The sequence below is a fragment of the Sorangium sp. So ce124 genome (assembly GCF_051525235.1).
Lineage (GTDB): Bacteria > Myxococcota_A > Polyangia > Polyangiales > Polyangiaceae > Sorangium > Sorangium atrum.
The window spans coordinates 11,823,518-11,842,613 of record NZ_CP150312.1 but is presented as its reverse complement, the minus strand read 5'-3'; the positions used below and the strand labels follow the sequence as shown (position 1 = coordinate 11,842,613).

Annotated in this window: 12 protein-coding genes; 3 read left to right on the top strand and 9 right to left on the bottom strand. The window is 69.6% G+C overall.

Translation table 11 applies throughout. The annotated features are described in order from the left end of the window. Nucleotides 1-18: 18 nt before the first annotated feature. Nucleotides 19-1,308: a phytoene desaturase family protein gene (locus WMF19_RS44385; protein WP_437895907.1), complete on the bottom strand. Its 1,290-nt coding sequence runs from the start codon at nt 1,306-1,308 to the stop codon at nt 19-21. A gap of 145 nt (nt 1,309-1,453) precedes the next feature. Then, entirely contained in the window at nt 1,454-2,062 is a 609-nt protein-coding gene (locus WMF19_RS44380) for a Dps family protein (RefSeq protein WP_437895906.1), read from the bottom strand. A gap of 182 nt (nt 2,063-2,244) precedes the next feature. Here WMF19_RS44380 and metG point away from each other — a divergent pair, with 182 nt between their 5' ends. Beyond that, a complete protein-coding gene (gene metG, locus WMF19_RS44375) occupies nt 2,245-4,317 on the top strand; it encodes a methionine--tRNA ligase (RefSeq protein WP_437895905.1) in 2,073 nt (690 codons plus the stop codon). Between the two features lie 169 nt (nt 4,318-4,486). Then, nucleotides 4,487-6,580 (top strand): hypothetical protein, encoded by a 2,094-nt coding sequence (locus tag WMF19_RS44370; protein WP_437895904.1) that lies wholly within the window; start codon nt 4,487-4,489, stop codon nt 6,578-6,580. Nucleotides 6,581-6,796: 216 nt separating this feature from the next. On the opposite strand, the gene WMF19_RS44365 is transcribed toward WMF19_RS44370, so the two are convergent. The 5 genes from WMF19_RS44365 to WMF19_RS44345 all read right to left on the bottom strand — a co-directional run bounded on the left by WMF19_RS44365 (nt 6,797) and on the right by WMF19_RS44345 (nt 16,350). Next, the gene (locus tag WMF19_RS44365) at nt 6,797-8,521 is read right to left on the bottom strand and encodes a hypothetical protein (RefSeq protein ID WP_437895903.1); all 1,725 of its coding nucleotides are present in this window, start codon (nt 8,519-8,521) and stop codon (nt 6,797-6,799) included. Between the two features lie 10 nt (nt 8,522-8,531). Continuing rightward, nucleotides 8,532-12,527 carry an RHS repeat-associated core domain-containing protein gene (locus WMF19_RS44360; RefSeq protein WP_437895902.1) on the bottom strand — a complete coding sequence of 1,332 codons (3,996 nt, stop codon included), beginning with the start codon at nt 12,525-12,527 and terminating at the stop codon, nt 8,532-8,534. A 658-nt stretch (nt 12,528-13,185) separates the two neighbouring features. After that, nucleotides 13,186-13,365: a hypothetical protein gene (locus tag WMF19_RS44355; RefSeq protein ID WP_437895901.1), complete on the bottom strand. Its 180-nt coding sequence runs from the start codon at nt 13,363-13,365 to the stop codon at nt 13,186-13,188. Between the two features lie 433 nt (nt 13,366-13,798). Next, a complete protein-coding gene (locus WMF19_RS44350; protein ID WP_437895900.1) occupies nt 13,799-14,995 on the bottom strand; it encodes an IS110 family transposase in 1,197 nt (398 codons plus the stop codon). A gap of 710 nt (nt 14,996-15,705) precedes the next feature. Next, nucleotides 15,706-16,350 (bottom strand): TetR/AcrR family transcriptional regulator, encoded by a 645-nt coding sequence (locus tag WMF19_RS44345; protein ID WP_437895899.1) that lies wholly within the window; start codon nt 16,348-16,350, stop codon nt 15,706-15,708. 87 nt (nt 16,351-16,437) lie between these two features. Here WMF19_RS44345 and WMF19_RS44340 point away from each other — a divergent pair, with 87 nt between their 5' ends. Next, nucleotides 16,438-17,946: an FAD-dependent oxidoreductase gene (locus WMF19_RS44340; protein WP_437895898.1), complete on the top strand. Its 1,509-nt coding sequence runs from the start codon at nt 16,438-16,440 to the stop codon at nt 17,944-17,946. Between the two features lie 97 nt (nt 17,947-18,043). On the opposite strand, the gene WMF19_RS44335 is transcribed toward WMF19_RS44340, so the two are convergent. Beyond that, the gene (locus tag WMF19_RS44335) at nt 18,044-18,460 is read right to left on the bottom strand and encodes a thiol-disulfide oxidoreductase DCC family protein (protein ID WP_272102190.1); all 417 of its coding nucleotides are present in this window, start codon (nt 18,458-18,460) and stop codon (nt 18,044-18,046) included. 91 nt (nt 18,461-18,551) lie between these two features. Further along, nucleotides 18,552-19,028: a hypothetical protein gene (locus tag WMF19_RS44330; protein WP_437325672.1), complete on the bottom strand. Its 477-nt coding sequence runs from the start codon at nt 19,026-19,028 to the stop codon at nt 18,552-18,554. Between the last annotated feature and the right edge of the window lie 68 nt (nt 19,029-19,096).

Here is a 19,096-nt window from a genome sequence, read left to right as displayed (position 1 = left end):
GCGCGTCGGGTAACCCCGTCACGCCGCGCGGTCGAGCGCGCGGCGCGAGAGGATGGCCCTCGCGGCGTCCCGCGCGCTGGCGAGGCTCGCGTCGGCGAGCATGCCCGTCGGCCCGACCCAGTCGCCCGCGAGGAAGAGCCCGTCGAGATCCGCGACGCGGACGCCGGGGCGCCCTGCGTGGCCGCCGCCCTCCGCCGTGACCACGGCGTTGGAGACGATGAGCGAGGGCAGGAAGCGGCGCTCGACGAACGCGTCGCGGTAGCCGGGCTGCGCGCGGTCGAGCAGATCCTCGAGCTCGTGCTCGGGGTCGCGGCCGGCGAGCTCGGGGCTGTACTGGGCGGTGTGGATCACGGCGCCGCCCGCGGGAGCGAGGCGCGCGGCGTCGGAGTGGACCGACAGGTAGAGCGGGCGATCGATGCCGAGCACGAAGCCCGGGCGCGCGCGAGGGAGCCTCGACAGGGCGACGTCGAGGCACGCGGCGCGGACCGGGACGGCGCGCTCGGCGTGCGCGGCGAGCGCCGCGCTCGTAGGCACGAGCGCGGCCACGGCGCGCGGGCTCGCGGCGATGAGCACGGCGCCGGCGCCGAGGCGGTCGCCGTTCGCGAGATCCACGGCGGAGACGGCGCCGCCCTCGGCCGCGATCTGCGTCGCGCGCACGCCGCTGAGGATCTCCACGCCGGCCGCCACGGCGGCGTCGCGCAGGCCGTCGACGAGGGTCCTCCAGCCTCCGTCGAGGTAGAGCACGCCGTGGCTCAGGGCGAGCTGCACCTGCGCGAGCGCCGCGCCGCCGCTCTGGCGATCGTCGTCGGCGCAGTAGGTCGACAGCCGGACGATCGCGCCGACGAAACGGCGCACCTCGGGCGTCCGAAAGGCGTCGCGGAGCCAGGCCGAGACCGGGACCGACGCGAGCGGCGCGGGGTTCGCCGCGGCGAGGCTGCTGAGGACGCGCCCCATCTCGACCTTCGCGGCGAGGGGGAAGAGGCCCGTCGTGAGGAGCGACAGGGCGCCGGACGGCAGGGTGTGGAGGACGCCGCGGTCGAGCGCGAGCGCGCCCGACTGGGAGGGCGGCGCGCCGGTGAACCGGACGCCGAGCTCGCGGAGCACCTCGTGCGCCGCGCCCCCGCGGTAGAGCGCGTGGGCGCCGAGGTTCAGCGAGAAGCCGTGGCTCTCCTGCGTGGAGGCGCGGCCGCCCGGCGCGTGCGCCTTCTCGACGAGGGCGACCGACCGACCCGCCCGGCCCAGGTACGCCGCCGCGGCCAGGCCCGCGAGCCCGCCGCCGATCACCACCACGTCTTTTGTAGTACGCATCACATGACCCCTTTCCTGGCGGTACCACGATCGGGGGGCCGGAAAGGTTACGCGCGCCGGGTCGATTTCCGGGGCGGTCTCTGGCAGGGCGAGGGGAAGGGGGACGGAGGAACGCCCCCGCGCGCCGCTAGCAGGCGCGGGGCGCTCAGGTGGCGCGGACGAGGGGCGTGTCGACGAGGTGCTCGGACAGGAACCACACGTGCATCTCGTTCATGCGGAGGACTTCGCCCATGAGCAGGTCGGCGGTGCCGGCGTCGTCACCCGTCGCCGTCGCCTTCAACGCCTCGTGCGTGTCCGCGAGGACCACCTCGTGGGCGTCGAGCAGGCGCGAGATCTGCACCGGCACCTGCTCGCGGCCGCGGGCCGGCCGCTCGACCTTCGTCATCTCCACGACGTCGTGCGCCATGGCCACCGCGACGCCGCCCAGCGTCTGCACCCGCTCGCCGAGCAGGTCGATGAGCGTGCTCTGCTCGTTGAAGTGCTTATCGAAGAGGAGGTGGAGCTGGTAGAAGGTCGGTCCGGAGACCTGCCAGTGGTGTTTCTTGTACATGTCGCGCAGGACGAGCGTGTCCGCCAGGATCTGATTCAACGCGCTGACGCTCGCCGTGCGAGTCTTTACGCTCAGCGCCAGCTGATACTCCACGAGCGTCCCGAAAGGCTGGATCTCGGGGCTTCGCTGCCGGAGTAGCGGCTGGGCCTCGTGGATTCGCGTCTGTCCATCCTTGCCACGTTGTTGCTGGTGCCTCGATGACATGATCCCCTCCTCGTCGACTGGTTCACTGCGTATCTAGGGCTGCGGCCGGCTCCGTCCACAGCCGCACGTCCGGTATCGTGTCCGCGCGGGGCAGCTTTCCGCGCGCGTCCGCTGGATAGCGCGCGCCGCGCCGCATCGGCCGCTCGCATCCGGCCGGGATTTCGTGCAAAGTCCAGCGCAGCATGAAACGGCTCCTGCTCACCAGCGCGCTGCCCTACGCCAACGGGCACATCCACATCGGCCACCTCGTCGAGTACACCCAGACCGACATCTTTGCCCGTTATTGGCGGATGACCGGGCGAAGGTGCATTTACCTGTGCGCCGACGACACCCACGGCACGGCCATCATGATCCGCGCTCGGCAAGAGGGGCGGAGCGAGGCCGACGTCATCGCGGACATGAGCGCGGCGCACCAGCGCGATTTCGCGGCCTTCCAGATCCGGTTCGACCACTACGGCAGCACGAACTCCCCCGCGAACCGCGCGCTGTGCGAGGAGATCTGGGCGTCGCTGCGCGAGCGCGGCATGGTGACCACGAAGGAGGTCACGCAGCTCTTCGATCCGCAGGAGGGCATGTTCCTGGCGGATCGCTTCGTCAAGGGCACCTGCCCGAAGTGCGCGGCCCCGGACCAGTACGGCGATAGCTGCGACCGGTGCGGCTCGACCTACGCCGCGACCGATCTGGTCGAGCCGAGGAGCGCGCTCACGGGCGCGCGGCCCGAGGTGCGGAGCGCGCAGCACCTCATGGTGGCCATCGAGCCGGAGCGGCCGTTCCTGTCGACCTGGACGCAGGGCGAGGGGCGGATGCCGAAGGAGATCGCGAACTACCTCGCGGGGCACTTCCTGTCGGAGCCGCTCCGCGACTGGGACGTATCGCGCCCCGCGCCGTACTTCGGGTTCGAGATCCCCGACGCTCCAGGGAACTACTGGTATGTCTGGTTCGACGCGCCGATAGGGTACATGGCCGCGAGCAAGGAGTGGTGCGACCGGGAAGGCGAGGCGTTCGACGACTGGTGGCGATCCGAAGAGACGGAGGTCGTCCACGTCATTGGGAAAGACATCGTGTATTTCCACACGCTCTTCTGGCCGGCGATGCTGAAGAGCGCGCGCTTCTCGCTGCCGTCGCGCGTGCAGGTGCACGGGTTCCTCACCGTGAACGGAGAGAAGATGTCGAAGAGCAAGGGCACCTTCGTGCTGGCATCGACGTACCTGAAGCACCTCGACCCGGCGTACCTCCGTTATTACTACGCGAGCAAGCTGAGCTCGAAGGTCGACGACATCGATCTGAACCTGGAAGAGCTCGTGAACAAGGTGAACGCCGAGCTCGTGAACAAGGTCGTGAACCTGGCGAGCCGGTCGTCGCGCTTCGTGGCGCAGGCGGGGCTGTCGGCGGTCTACCCGGAGGACGGGGGCCTGTTCGCGGCGGCGGCGGCGGAGGGCGACGCGATCGGGGCGGCGTACGCGGCGTTCGACTATGCGCGTGCGACGAGGAGCATCGTGGCGCTGGCGGACCGGGCGAACGAGTATGTCGACCGGATGCAGCCGTGGGCGCTGGCGAAGCAGCCCGAGAAGAAGGCGGAGGTGCAGGCCGTTTGCACCGTGGCGCTCAACCTGTTCCGGCAGATCGTGCTCTACCTGGCGCCGGTGCTCCCGAAGCTGGCCGGCGACGTCGGGCGGCTGCTCGGGTGTCCCATGGACCGGTGGGAGCTCGCGAAGACGCCGCTTGTGGGGACGCCTGTGGCCGCGTATGAGCACCTCATGAAGCGGGTCGAGCCGGGTGCAGTGGAGAAGATGATCGCGGAGGGCCGTCCTGCCGAGGAGGCGGCGGCGCCGGGCGGCGCGGCGGGGGCGAGCGCCGAGGCGGGCCAGGCGGCGGGCGGCGGCGCGGCCGCGGAGGACGACGGCGCGGCGCTCGCCAAGGAGCCGCTCGCGCCGGAGTGTACGATTGACGACTTCAGCAAGGTCGACCTGCGCGTCGCGCGAATCGTCGCGGCGGAGCACGTGCCCGAGGCGAAGAAGCTGCTCAAGCTGACCGTCTCGCTCGGCGGGGAGGCGCGGAGGACGGTGTTCGCCGGGATCAAGGCGTATTACAAGCCGGAAGATCTCATCGGCAGGCTCGTCATCGTGTGCGCCAACCTGGCGCCGCGGAAGATGAAGTTCGGCCTCAGCGAGGGGATGGTGCTCGCGGCGGGGGACGAGACGGTGCATCTCCTGTCGCCGGACTCGGGGGCGAAGCCGGGGATGCGGGTGCACTGAGGGAGCTCACGGAGGTCCTCGCTGGCGGTCGCGTGCCGCCCGCGAGGACGGCCCTGCCGATGTGAGAGCCGCCGGATAACGAGCGGGTGTCGATCGTCGCCCGGATATCGGCTCGCCAAAGTATCCTCGGCGCATGGCGCGTACCGCCCCGGTCCCGAACATCCCTGGCATGAACCCCGGCGTCTTCGTGATGGGGGGCAGCGGTGGTGGTGGCTCCGGCGGTCGCGGTCAAGATTTCGCCGCCAGGCGAGATGCACTCCAATCCTTGCGCGGCCCGGAGGGCGGCTATGCGCGTTCGCATCGCGGGCTTGCCTCGTTCTGGCGAGCCATCGCGGACGAGGATCTCGTTCGGCCGACTCCGCCAGATCTCCTCCCCCTGCTCACACAGCTCGACGACTGGCTTGCCGGCGGGCCGGCCTGCGCCTTGGTGGTGAGCGCCGATCCCGGGACACGGACGGCCCTCCTGGCGCGATGGGCTCTATCGATCGTGGAGCGCAAGTCGGCCGAGGTGATCTTCGTGCCGGTAAGTCCCTGCTTCGGAAGCGCGGTCGAACGCGATATGCTGAAGCTGTTCTTCGGTCTGTTTCGGAGTTCAGCAACGGCGGTCTTCAGTCGACCGCGCAGCCCCGAGGAGCTGATGCTGTCAATCCGAATGGCGCTTCGGAGCGTCGACTCAGTCTCGTCGGTTCCCAACGAGGAATGCCCTCAATTGCTCGTGATCGTGGACGGGATCGAGCGGGCGGCAGATGGGTGGCCGCACAGGAGAACGCCCTTCCTGGGTGAAGCCTACGACGGGGCACACATCATTGTCTCGACCAGCCCGGAGAGCTCTTCGGCGCGCGGCGTTGGGTTGCATGAACGCCTCGCCTGGTCTCCGGAGCAGACGAGAGTTTTCTTGCTTGCCGGCGAGATCGACTCTTCGAAAGGAACGACGCAGGCGCGGTGGACCGCCGAGAGCGCTGGCGACATGGAACCCTCGCTGGCCCGCTTCTTCGATGCGCTTGGGACGGCGCTCGCTCCCGTATCGAACGACGGTCTCGTCTCGGCGCTGGGTTTGGACCCAACCGAGGTTGAGGCCTTCAAGGACGGACCGCAGGCTGCTCAGCGGCTCGTCCTGCTGAGCGACGACGGCAAATTTTCCTTCCGCGACGACGCGACTCGTGCAGATTGGACGATGGAAACGAACAAAGTCGCGTCCATCGAAGATGCCCTCATCGTGAGGGGGCTGGCGGCGCTCACGAGTGGAGCCATCTCGCCCGAGGCGTGGCCATCCTACCTCGTGGAGTACCTGGGCGCCCACATGAAGCGGCGCTCTGTATCAATATTGGACTTGCTGACGCTCGTGTCACCCGAGTGGCTCCGAATCTGGATGAGCCGTCCCGGAGGCTTGGTCGGGTTCACCACTGACGCTCGTCGCGCGCGCCACGCCGCCGAGGACGCGCTCATCGAAGCCTGCCGTCCGGAGCGCGCTGCAGCGGCCGAGCAAGAGAGGGCAACGCTTCTCTGCGTCATCGTTCGGTGCGCCCTGGTCGAAGCCTCCTTGTTCGCAAAGGAGGGAAGTATCGAAGAAGTAAATTATCGCGCGGCGCCTTATGTAGAGCCAACGGTGGATGTGACGAAGCCGACTGGAGCCGCGCGTGAGCGTGCCGAGGCGCTGGTGACGTTCGCCTCCCTGATGACAGGCTCGGAGCAGCAGCTGGTTCAGGGATGGGCCATGGACGCTTGCGCAGGTCTCGAGGAGATCCTCCCCCGACCCGTCCCTCACGTGACGGCGGACCGGAGCGCGGCGGACCCGGAGCGAGCCCGTCGGATCCGCGCGGGCGCGACATACGACGAAGTCGATGCGTACCTGTCGAGGGACATGGTGATTCGACCCACGGACCTCTCGCCTGACGAAGCTTGGCGCCTCGCGGAGAGCCGAGAAGGGGAGTCGCGCATGGTCAGCTTCGCGGGCATCTTGCCCGATCTCCCCGAGGAGATGCGCGAGAGCGCTGTTCGAGAGGTCATGTCCTCCTACTGGGCCCACGGCGACCGGCTGGCGCTGCGCGTACTTTCGGCCTGCGCGCCCTGGATGGCCCTCGCCGACGCGGCCAGGGTCCTCTGCAGCGAGCTCGGCAACGACTGGACCGGCGACTTCCCCGGGATGTTGGTAGGCTTCGGCAGCCTCACCGAGCTCTCTCCGCTCCTGCAGCGGTTGGGCGGGACGGCGGCGATCGTGGGGGTCGCCCGTGCCATCGCGGAGGTGGGCCAGTGGCTCCCCTAGCGCCGCGTGTCACAAATCCCGCCAGAAACACTGGTCGATGACGAGCGGTCGCCGGAAGCAGTAGCGATTTTCATAGCTTCCGCCTGTTTCACCGCCGAAGACGGCTCCGGTGTGGCCCAACGGGGCGCCCTCCGCCGCCGCGTCGTCAAAGGGGCCGCGTTCACTCCACAGTTTGTAGCGGCAGGAACAGGGTGGGCCGCCGGTGCCGGCGCTCGATCAGCGCGCAGCCTCGCTCCGCTCGATGCTCAGCTCAGGATGGTTCGCCTGGATCCATGCGAGCGCCTGCTCGATCACCGCAGGTTCGTCCGCGTAGAGGATACAGGGGGACACGCAGAACTCGAGGTAGGCGGGCGTCGACCAGATCACCAGGTCGTCGCTCGTCCAGAACGACTGCGTCCGGTCGCTGAGCTCGGGCGCGCGCGGGACGCCGATGGCCCGCGCCAGCGCGTCGCCCACGTCCTCGGAGAGGCTCGCGCAGTGGCGGGCCGGCCACCCCGGGATCACGTCCGGAGCCTCATGTCCCAGGGCGAACCGCTCCAGGAAGATACGCCACGAATCCGCGAAGACGAAGCGCTCCATCACGCCGTCGTCGGCGAGGATCGCGCCGTCGGCGGCCATGAAGTACAGACCCCTGGAGAAGGCGCCGATCGGCACCAACCCGCCGCGGGGCAGGACGCCGCCCTCGAGCTCGAGCGCGGGGCCCAGCCAGTAGTGCTCTCCCTGGTCGCGGGAGACACAGAGGCCGCCCGCGTGCTGCTCGAACGCGAGCAGCGACTCGCTGGCCGCGACGCCGTGAGGTGCGAGCAACTCCTCGAGGCGGGCGCGCGAGGCGGCGCGCTGCGGATCCCGGAGCACCCCCCGCGCGCGCAGGGCGCTGACTGCGCGGTCGGTGAGCACGCCCCGGAACCCTTCGGCGGCGAGCATCCATCGCGTGTGCGCGAGCCGGTCACCCGCCGGCGGGAGCTCGTGGCGCTCGAGCACACGCCCGCCAAAGTCGCGCTCCTGCACGAGGGAGACGCCGGATGCGGTGCGCTCGACGCGCAGCGCTCCCCGCTCCTCGGGCCGGTCCAGGCCGACGGGCACGAGCCCGCGGCTCGCCGGCGCGGGGGCTTCGCCCGGATCGCGAAGAGCCACGGTGACCTCGTCGCAGGCGATCGCCGCAACCGCCGGCGAGCCCGCGAGCGCTTCGACTGCCCGGGCGAGCCGCTCGACCGACCTGGCGAAGACGAGCGTCCGGTCCTGCGCGGCGCCCGAGGGGTGCCCGTCGAGGATGACGAGATCTTCGGCGTCCCAGACCGTGTGGTAGGCATCGCTCGCGGCCGCCACGGGCCGGGCGCCGAGCGCCTCCGCGAGCCGGGCGCCAGCGCGCGGGCGGGCTTCGACGCGCAGGTGGTGGAGGCCGCGCTGCGCGATGTCGAGGAAGCGCGCGAGCTTCTCGACCAGGATCACGGGGGACGCTGCGTAGGGCACCGGCGTGTTTCCCGTCGAAGAGCCTTCCACGGAGACGGTGCCGTCCTCGGCTAGCAGGAAATCGACCATTCCCTGGGAGCGTTCCGCACGGTCGTGAGAGACGTGGAGGTACGGGTCGAGCCCCGCGAACGCCGCGAAAGGTGCGCTGATCCCGATGGGCCAAAAGCCGGCGCGGGACAGCGCCCTCGTCATGTTGCGTTCCAGCAGCGCCGCTGGGCCGAGGAGGATCTCCCACCAATCTCGCGAGGGGGGACCGAAGGAACCGCCGCTCGCAAGCTCCAGCGGGTCCCGCGCGCGGTCCGAGCCGGCGAAGCCGCCGATCGCAGCCTCGGCGGCGAACAGCGCCTCGTGGGTGGGAAGCCCGTGCAGACGCAGCAACTCTTTCAGCCGATCGCGTCCGGCACGACGCGCCTCGCTGCGGACGATGCCACGGCTGGCGAGGGCCTCGATGGCGAAGGTGGAAATCTCCATGGTGAGCCCCTCAGCGTGGCATCTGCACCCGCATGTTCGCTGCATTGCGTGGGTTCATGAGGCTCCTCGCGCTCCTCGTCGGCGCCCCCTGGTTCATCGCTTGTTGCCATCCGGGGCTCGGATTGTCGATGCCCGGCGTGGTGCGGCCCACCAGGTCCACGAGCTCGTTCGGCGGTGCGCCCTGGTTCGCCTGATTCTGGAGGTTGCGGAAAAGCACGCCGCAGTTCGGGCAGGCGTTTCGCGCTCCGCCGCCCTGCTGCGTCGAGCTGATCCCATCGATCTCTCGGAGCGCGCCGCGGAGATGCTGATTGTTCGGATCGCTGGCCGAGCCGCATGCCCCGCGCGGCAAGTTGTTGCGTCGCTCATAATCATAGAGATGCTCGCTCAGCGCCGCCGGCTCGGAGCAGTTCGCCGGATGGCGCGTCGCCTGGGGAAATTGCCCGTTGGTCGAGCCGTTTGCGGCCTGAACCGGCACCTGCGGCGCCATGTTGTTCCAGACCGCGGGGTGGATATCGACCGGGTTGTCGGGATCGCGCCCGCCTTGGCTCACACCGCTCGCGTTTGGCAACGGCGTGCGGCTGCCGTCCGGGTTGATCTGCGAGCGCTGGATGTTCGTGGTCATCGCTTGCAAGCCGTCGAGATCCACCGTGTTGAGCGGCGAGTTGTCGGCGAAGCCGTAGCGGCGGACGATTTCGACGGGATCCGGGCTGATGTAGCGGCCAATGTCGGGGTCGTAATAGCGATGCCTGTTGTAACAAAGGCCGGTTTCTTCATCCGCGTACTGGCCAGGAAACCGCAGCGGCGTGAAGGCCTCTCCCTGGACCGCGCCGAACGCGCGCGCACGCTGCTCGGCCGCGATCTGCCCCGATGACGTCACGAGAAGATCGGGGAATCCATTCGGCGCGCTCACGTAGAACCGGGGCGCGCCGCCGTCATCGATGTGCGCCAGCGGGGCGAAGCTCCCATCCGGGAAAACGTACGTTCGCGTCTCGGTCACCGGGACTTCCAGGGACGCGTCGCGCACACGCACCTCGTGAAGCAGGCGCTGATCGTCCCAAACGAAGCGAGTCAGGGCAAGGAGCTGTCCTTGGCTCGAGCGAACCCGCTTTGCCAGCCGCCGGCAGAACGCGTCGTAAATGAACTCCACGAGGCGCCCATCAGGCGCGACGACCGAGGCCAGGCGCCCACGTCCATCCCAGGTGTACTTCCAGCGGCTCCCGTCGGAGAGGCGCTTTTCCACGAGGCGCGCGCGCTCGTCGTAGGTGTAGGCCGTTGCCCCCCGCCGCAACAGGGCACCGCCGCGATCGTACGCGTGCTCGCCGGCCTCGGTGGCGTAAAGGTTGCCGACCTCGTCGAAGCCGAAGAGCTCCGCCCTCCCGTGGGCAGGGATCTTGGCGAGGAGCTGTCCCATAGGATCGTACCGGTATCCCGTCGCGCCGAGGCGCGCGTCGAGCTCCTCTTCGAGAAGACCTACAGGGGAGTAGCGATACTGCGAGTCCGAAACGACCCCGTGCGCGATGGGCCCAACCCACTCCGGCTCGCCCGGTCCAACCGCGGCGCGCGCTGTCGCGGAGAAGACGCGCCGCTGGGCGAGGCGACCGGCCGGATCGAAGTCGTACTGAATGCGCCCGCCGCCCGGAAGGACGGCCTGCCGCTCGCGGCCGAGCGCGTCGTAGTGGAAGTCCACAACCTCCCGGCCGAGCGCCATTCGCGCGATCTTGCCCATGATGTCTCGATGCATGTGCTCGACGTACCCGAGCGAGCTGACGCGCCGCGTCCTCCGCCCCATGGAGTCGTAGACCGCTTCAATCGTATGGCGGACGCCGAGCGTGATCTGCTCCTCCTTCACGAGGCAGCCCCGCTCATCGTATGTCAGGTAGCACTCCGTGTCAGGCGTTCGTGCATCGGTCAGCCGCCCCACTTCGTCGTAGGCAAACTCTTCCGTTCCACCGTCGTAGATCCGCTTGATCAACTGCCCGGCTGCGTCGTACTCGTATTCCACCAGCTCGCCGGTGCTGCTCCGCCACTGCGTCAGCCGGCCAAACAGATCGCGCCGGAAGTCGTGCGTGCGTCCGTCCATCAGCTCTTCGCGGATCACGTGCCCTGCGAGGCTCCGAACGAAGCGATGAACCTGCCCGCGCTCGTTGTGAACCTCGATGAGGTGGCCTTCGCGGTTGTAACGGTACCGGATGGGCCCGGCGCCGTCATGCTGCACCTCGCAGAGCACGTTGAGCCCACCCCAGGTGAGCCTGCCGACGCGCCTGGCCGCATCGACGATCCGCGCCAGCCGCCCCTCGGCGTCGAACTCGAACGTGGTGACCCCGCCCGCTGGATCGGAAACGGTGCGCAGCAGGCCGCGCGCGTCGTACGCGTAGCGCGTCACGGCGCCGAGCGCATCCATGGTTGCCACGACGCGGCCGAGGTCGTCGTAATAGATCGTCTTCTTCGCGCCGTTCGGCTCGATCACGGCCGTGCGGTTGCCATGCGCGTCGTGCTCGAAGCGGGTCACTCCCCCGTTCGGGAGCGTTGCCACGCTCACGAGCCCACGCTCGTCGTAATCGTACATGACGATGGCGCCGCGCCGGTCCTCGACCGCGAGCAGATTGCCCAGATCGTCGCGCGTATACCGGAGCGCGCTCCCATCCGCGCGCACGAGCTCGGTCAGCGCGCCTCGATCGTCGAAGGCATACTGAGTCCGGCGGCCGAGCGGATCGACGACCGCTGTGACCCGCCCTGCCGCGTCGCGCTCGAAGCGCGTCACCGCGCCCGTGGCGTCCCGAAAAGCGACGATGTTCCCGAGGGAGTCATACTCATGCAAGAGCACGCCCGCGCCCCATGTCGACTTGTCCACCTTGCCGTGCTTGTTGCCGAAAAAGCGCCGGACACGGAGCGAGTCCGCGACTTCGGAGTAGCCGTCTCCCGAGAACTCGAGCTTGCAATGGAATATGCCCCGCGCTCGCGTCACGCCGTCCGCGAGGAACGCAGGCACCCCGGCCGCGAGGCTTGGGTCCGCCTGAGCGGGGTATTCACCCCAGGTCTCGATGCAGCGTCCCTCACGGTCGTACCGGTAGTGGACCACGAGCCCGCTGCGGTATGCGTGGGCGACCAGGCGGTGTTCCTCGTCATAGGCGTACCGGCACACATGTCCCTCGGCGTCCATGGCCTCGACAAGATCCCCACGATCGTCATACCGGTACGTGAAGAAGGCGTGCCAGCCGGAGGGGCTCGTGGCCGTGCGCACCTCGAAGGCGGCGATGCGGCCCGAGCGCTCCCGCCGGACGCGCACGAAGCGCTGAACGCAATCGCGGATCCAGGCGAGGCCGGAGCCATCGTAGCCCAGCTCGATGCAGTTGCCGTTTCGGTCGAGGAGCGCGGTCAGGCGATAGCGCGACCCCAGCTGATGGCGCTCGTTGAACAACAGTGTGAGCCCGTCCTCGGTGGTGAGCGCGAATCCCCAGGCCGCACGGCGGAGCACGATCTGCCCCACCAGAGGGCGCGTCTCGCCCTCTTCCAGCACCGGGGCCGTCACCACGGTGCCATCGTCCTGCGTGATCCGCACGACGCGTCTGGAGAGCTCGATTTCCCAGGCGAGCGAGTGGCTCCACCCGAAGCCAAGGCCCATGTCGCGATCGCGCGCAGAGGACGAGTAGCGCCGCTGCACGACGAGCGGCAGCGGACCGGGCAGGCCGAGGTCGAGCGTCGGCAGCGTGAAGACGCGGCCGGTGACCACGTCGACCGGATCGCCGGCGGAGGTGCCACCGGAGCCGCCGTGGACCGGGTTGGAGCAAGCACCGGCCCCCTGCCCATTTCCGCAGCCATTGGCCCCCTTGCCACCGCCGTCAGGGTTGTTGCCGCCACGGTTGGCGCTCCCACCCTGACCATCTCCATTTCCGCTGCCGCCCCTGCCGCCCTTGCCACCGCCGCCGCCTCCACCGCCCATGATCCAGACGCCAGGGTTCATTCCAGGGATCGCAGGGATGTTCGGGACCGGTGCCGTGCGCGCCATTCAGGCATGGTCCCCAGCGATTCTCACCCCTGTCAAGATGAGAACTCGGGTGCGCAGACGCTACCCGGGAAGCCCGCGCGAGACGCTGGAGCATCATCGAACAGGATTCCTGTCGGAGGGAATTCTTCCAGTCCAGGTGCAGCATGCATTGCCGCGGGAGACTCAGGCGATGACGGGCTACCCGCCCCGGGGGCGGGGGGTTCGATGTCGGCGCGCGGGTGGTCGCCAGCGCCGGACCCGGCGCCGGCGGGAGCCCTCCTGCTTGGAACGTCAGCGGCGCTCGCTGGAAGCAGCTCGTCGGCGATGGCACATAGAGCTCGTAGAACTGCTCGTCCTGGAACCGCGACCCGCTGGGGAAGAGCCCTCGCTTGAATCGCGACCAGTTGACCGCGCCGCGGCCGGCAGCGGCGCGCAGCTCCCAGCGCTCGTAGTGCCCTATGACATCGACATGGTCGGCGACCACGATCCTGGACAGCTCGTCCGGCGAGCCCATTGCCAGCGCCATTCCCGGACGGATCGCCTCGCGGACGTAATCGAGGAGGCGCGGGGGGCGGCGTAGGCGTCAGGGGTCCGTGCATGACTCGGTCATGCACGGAAGAGCTCTTCGCCGGAGACTTCGCCGACGGCGCAAGATGCACCGCACCCCGTCCAGCCTGGCTCACCCCTCTGGTGCGACCGGCAGCCCGAGCAGCCGACCGATCGTCTCGTGAACGACCCGGGCCGCCACCTCGTCCCCGAGGGCGACGGCGCGGCCCAGGGTGCTGGCGAGCGAGGCGACCACGGCCGCCCGAGGCGACGGATCGGTCAGGGCAGGCTCCCCAGGCCCGGCGCTTGACACTTGGGCCCGGGTTGGGTCCATGCCGTCCGACGATGAGGCAGCCCTGAGGTCAAGGGCTTGAGCGCTCTCTTTGCGCGGCTGGCCGGCTTCGGCTCGGCAGCGACGGCGCTCGGCTTCGTCAGTGCGGGTCGTTTCGGCATGGACATCTCCCTTCGTCCTGGTCGGGCGTCGTTCCGCTTGTGCTTGAGCACCTCGTCGCGTCCGCAGGAGCGAGCTGTGGCTCGATCGACGATCCGCATTCACAGGCCGGCGGTCGCCCTGGTGGCCTGGATGCATGCTGGGGTCCGAAACGGGACCGTGGAGGCGCCTTCTAGGGGACGGCATGTTCGACCCACAGGCCGATCACCCGGACGGCTTCCGCGCTCATCCACGTGGCCCTCTTTCACGCTCCCAGCGTGACGCGCTCGTGGCGCACGTTCCCGTAGGGGGAAAGTCAGTGCATCGAGACCCTCCTTGGGGTCGAGACCGGCCTCGACCGAGCCGTTGCCCGAGCGGCGCCGAGTCCCTTGTCGATCGAGCGCTGCCGGCGGCGCGCCTTGACCGCGGCCTCCTTCATGCTTTGCGCCTGCTGCTCGATCGACTGTGCTTGCAGCCGCAGGCCCTTGGCCGAAGCGACCGCTGCGCTCTGCGCATCGTAGACCGTGCCGTCGCGCCACATGGCCCACAGCACCCCCGACAGCCGCCGCGCCAGCGCCACGACCGCAATGTGGCGACCCCGGCGCTCGTCGATGGCCTTGGCCCATCGGCTCAGCGGGTCGTCGCCGCTCTTGTGCCGCAGGATCGTGTGCGCAGCCTGCGTCAGCAGCGCGCGCAGATAGGCGTTGCCTTGCTTGGTGATCGAGCCCAGCCGCTGCTTGTCGCGCCCCCCGGAGGTGTCCTCCAGGGGGACCAGGCCGAGATAGGAGGCGAGCTGGTGGGCGTGGTGAAAGCGCTTGGCTTCGTCCACCACCGAGACGAACGCGGCGGCGACGACCAGCCCCACGCCGGGTGCCGTGGTCAGCCGCACGATCACCGGCTCGTGGGCGCACAGCTGCTCGAGCGCGGCATCGGCCAGCGCGATCTGAGGGGTGAGCATCTCCAGCGCTGTCACCAGAGGTCCAACGAGCTGGCGAGTCTCGGCCGGCAAGGCTGCAGCGCTCAGCACCGTGAGGAAGCCCTCGATGGCGCACGTCGCGAGCTTGTGTCCGCAAGCGCGCAGGATGCCACGCACGGTGGTGACGTACTGGGCCCGCGTCTCAACCAACGCGCGCCGGACAGCCAGCTGGTGGCGAATGGCCCGCCGGTGAGGCGACAGCACGTGAGCGAGTGGAATGCCCCCGCGCTCGACGGCGCGCGCTAACGCCTCGGCATCAAGGCGGTCATTCTTGCGGCCGTGCTGGCCGATGCCGAGCTGACGAGCTCGCGTGGTGTCGACGACCAGCACGTCGTGACCCCAGTCGCGCAGCGTGTCGTGCACCGCCCAGGCCTCGCGGCACGCCTCGATCGCCACCCGGGCCGGCGAGGACGACGGGCCGAGGAGATCCTGGAGCGAATCGAGCGAGCGAACCGTGCGTCGTAGCATCACGGCCCCGCCGGCCACCTCGCAGAATGAGATCTCATGCACCCCCAGATCCAGCGCTACACTTCGCATGGCTGACCTCTCCTGGGCCCCCGTCTTCTGCGTCTTCGAACGCGTGGGGGTGCCCGCAGGCAACCCTGCAGGCGAGAGGTCAGCCACATTGCTCGCTGCTCCAAGCGGCTCTTTCTTGCTCGCTCCTCTCCGGAGCCTGGAGCCCCCGCCGGAGGCCTCCGTCCGCCCATCGCCCGCAGCTTTGTCCGGCTGGAGCGCGCCGGGGGAGTCAAGGGCGGCGGAGCCGGCGAGCTCCGCTCGCGAACCCTTGACGCCTCCGAGCACTCCAGCACGCTTTGCTGCTGCCGATGGGCCGACCTCCACGGTGCTGCGGGCTGTCTTCGCAGGCCCCGCCGCGCGAACGCGTCGAGCAGAGGCTCGGGTCGGTGCAGTTGGCATCATGGGTCCAGGCGCCCCGTGGGCTGCCTCATCCCATCTAGGGGGTGCGACCCGTCGTCACGGCCTCCCCAAATGGCCGGGGAAGCGACGGATCGCGACGGTTCGCCCCCGCGGAATCGTCCCGCCAGAAACACCGGTCGGTGACGAGCGGCGGCCGGCAAAAGTAGCGATCTTCGCAGCTTCCGTCTGTTTCGCCGCCGAAGGCGGCTCCGGTGTGGCCCGACGGGGCGCCCTCCGCCGCCGCATCGCCCGCGGTGAAGGGCTCGCGGCATCACCGGTCCCACCGTGCGGCCACACTGCACGCGCCGCGCTTTCTTGGACCGGTCAGCACGTCATCGACGCCGAACGCGACGTGCTGCATCGCCTTCGCGCGCTCCAAAGCTCTGTACGAGGGGCAGGAAGAGCTCGTCCACGATGGACTGGATGCGTGCGGGCTTCGGCGGCTTGAGATCCATGAGCAGGTCGTGCCGCACGAGGTCGTACGGCATGGCGAGCACGGCGGAGGGGATGCGCTCGAGGTTGATCTCACCGCGGTCGTGGGCGCGCTGGTAGGGGATTCGGACACGCGGCTTCCGGGTGTCCATGACCTTGTCGCGCACCTGCGAGGGGGTCAGGCCGGTGCCGGCCAGCAACCCCGAGAAGGCGGCGGCCGCGGCGATGGCGAAGAAGCCGGCGAGGGCGTCGCTCAGCGCCGTCAGGTGGGCGAGCAGGTCGCTGCGCAGGGCGCCGGTGTCGGGGACCGCGACCGGGCTTTCGTCCCGGCGGTGCTGGATGGCGGCGAACACCAGCTCGTCCTTGTTCGCCCAGCGACGGTACAGGACCGCGATCCCCGTGCGAGCCCGCGCGGCGACCGACTCCATGGTCAGGTTCGCGAAGCCGACCTCGACCAGCTCCTCCCAGGTCGCGTCGAGCAGAGCGGCCTCGAGCTCCGCGCCGCGTCGCCTGCGGCGCGCTCGCGTTCGTGTTCCTGTCGTCATGGCCCCGATTGTTTAGAGAGATTTTCATTTCTTATCAACGCCGCGGATGATAAGAGATGGATCGCTATCTTCAACCGGAGGCTGACGATGGCGGATCCCGAGGCGTGCGCAGTGCTGATCGTCGGCGCCGGCCCGACCGGGCTGGCGCTGGCCTGCGGGCTCGCCCGCAGCGGCGTGTCCTTCCGCCTGATCGAGGCCGCCCCAGGCCCGTGGCCCGGCTCGCGCGGCAAGGGCATCCAGCCGCGCACGCTCGAGGTCTTCGACGATCTCGGCATCGTCGATCGCGTGATCGCCCACGGCCGGATGGCGATGCCGCTCCGCTCCACGGCTCCCGACGGCCGGGTGACGCTGGGCGGCGCCGTCCCCGAGGCGTTGAAGGGTCGCTCCGACATCCCCTATCCGGCGAGCCTGATCACGCCCCAGTGGCGTACCGAGGAAGCGCTGCGGCTGCGGCTTTTGGAGCTCGGCGGCGCGGTCGAATTCGGTGCTGCGCTCGCGAGCTTCGAGCAGTCCGACGAAGGCGTGTCGGCGGTGGTCGTCAAGGGCGGTGAGGCGGAGACGGTCGCCGCGCGCTGGCTGGTCGGCTGCGACGGCGGCCACAGCGTCGTCCGCAAGCAGGCCGGCATCGCGTTCGAGGGCGAGACCCGCGAGGAAGTGCGGATGATCGTCGCCGACGTCGGCGTCGACGGCCTCGACCGCGACGCCTGGCACATCTGGTGGCACGAAGAGGGCGTCGTCGGCCTCTGCCCGCTGCCCTCGACCGACGTCTTCCAATATCACGCCGTCGTCGCGCCGCGACAGGACCCCGAGCTCAGCCTCGCGAACATGCGGGCGATCCTCGAGCGGCGGAGCGGCCGCACCGACCTCCGGCTCCACGAGCCGATATGGTCGTCGCTGTGGCGCGCGAACGTCCGCCTCGTCGACAGATATCGCGAGGGTCGCGTGTTCCTCGCGGGCGACGCGGCGCACATCCACTCGCCCGCCGGCGGCCAGGGGATGAACACGGGCATCCAGGACGCGCACAACCTCGGCTGGAAGCTGGCGGCTGTCGCGAAGGGCGCCTCGCCGGCATTGCTCGACAGCTACGAGGCCGAGCGGCGACCGATCGCGGCCGGCGTGCTCGCGATCTCGAACACGCGCCTCCAGCAGGTGCTCGAGCGGAAGGACGTCGCCCTCCGCCGCGATGCGAGCATCACCCAGCTCGACATCCACTACCGCGGCTCTTCCCTGGCGCGCGACGACCGCGACGAGGCTGCCCTGCTCCGCGCCGGCGACCGCGCCCCCGACGCGACGAAGCTGATCACGGTGGAAGGTGAACGCCGGCTGTTCGAGCTGACGCGCGGCGGGCGCTTCACGTTGCTGAGCTTCGGGTCCGCGCCTGCGATCGGCGCCTCAGCCTCCGACCTGAAGACGCTTCATGTCGTCGGACAGCCGGCGGGCCCCCACGACGTCGCCGACAGCGCTGGCCATCTCGCCCACGCCTACGGCGCGACGGAGCGCACCCTCGTGCTCATCCGTCCCGACGGCTACATTGCGCTGATCTCCGACGCCGGCGACGCCTCGGCGGTCTCGGACCATCTCGCCGCGTTCAGCTGAGCGTTGCGACGGCGGGTCTGCGACGGGCGCGACAGAGAAGCGCACGTCCGATGAGAGCGAGCGGGAAATTGCTGCCATCGGGCGAAACTACTTCTCTTCACCGATAAGGCCCTGCCGCCGGCGCTCCCGGCAGCCGGCAGGAGCCGCTCGCGCAGGACGGGTGGCCGAACCAGCCCGCGAGCCACTTCCTGTTGCCCGACAGCGCGTGGAAGAAGCGCTCCGCCATCTTCGAGAGCGTGTCGCCGCTCAGCCGGTACGACCACTCGCGATACCCCTCGAGCGCCCAGAGCGCCACGATGAAGGCCGCGGGGCCAGCCCAGACCTCGCCGCGATCGCTGATCACGACGAGCTCCTCGCCGAGCCAGGGCACGGCCCCGTACCGCTCCGCCGCCTCGGGCGAGCCGGCGGGCAGGAACTCCATCTCGACAAGCGCCGCCTGGTGCTCCATCCAGTGGCGGCACCGGGCGCACAGCGCGCATTCGGCGTCATAGAGCACGGTGATTCGCTCGATCATGGCCCGCTCTCCTCGCAGCGCGGAGGCCAGGGCGCCTGGCCGCGCCGCCAGCGCGAGGCGCCACGGCGCCCCGCGCCCGCGTCTGCGTTCGTCACGCCGAGACCTCCGCGACGGCTCGCCGGCGCTGTCGCTGCGCGGCCATCTCCTCTTCCGCGCGCTCCGTGCGCGGATCGATGCGCATCTGCGGCGCGACCGGAGGCGGCAGGACCGCGAGCTTCGCGCGGCGGCGGATGCGGTGGAACACGAGGAGGTTCGTGAAGTGCATCAGCGCGAGCGAGAGCAAGAGCAGGCCCAGCTTCGACGACAGCACCTCGACCGCCTCCGTCAGCGTCGCCGAGCCTTCCGCCTTCAGGATCAGCGACGCATACCCCAGGTTCACCAGGTAGAACCCCACCACGAGCAGGCGGTTCACCGCCTCGGCCATCCTCGGGTTGTCGGCGAACACCTCCTCCAGGAACACCGATCCATTCTTGAACAGCGTGCGGGCGATCCAGATCGTCAGTCCGACGCTGATGACCGCATAGGCCCCGTACACCGCGATGAGATAGCTTTCGACCGCGTCTGCCATGGTTCGTCTCCTCGACAGGCCTCTCAGCAGCGCCCGTGCCAGCCGCGGGATCCGCGCCGATCGGGCGC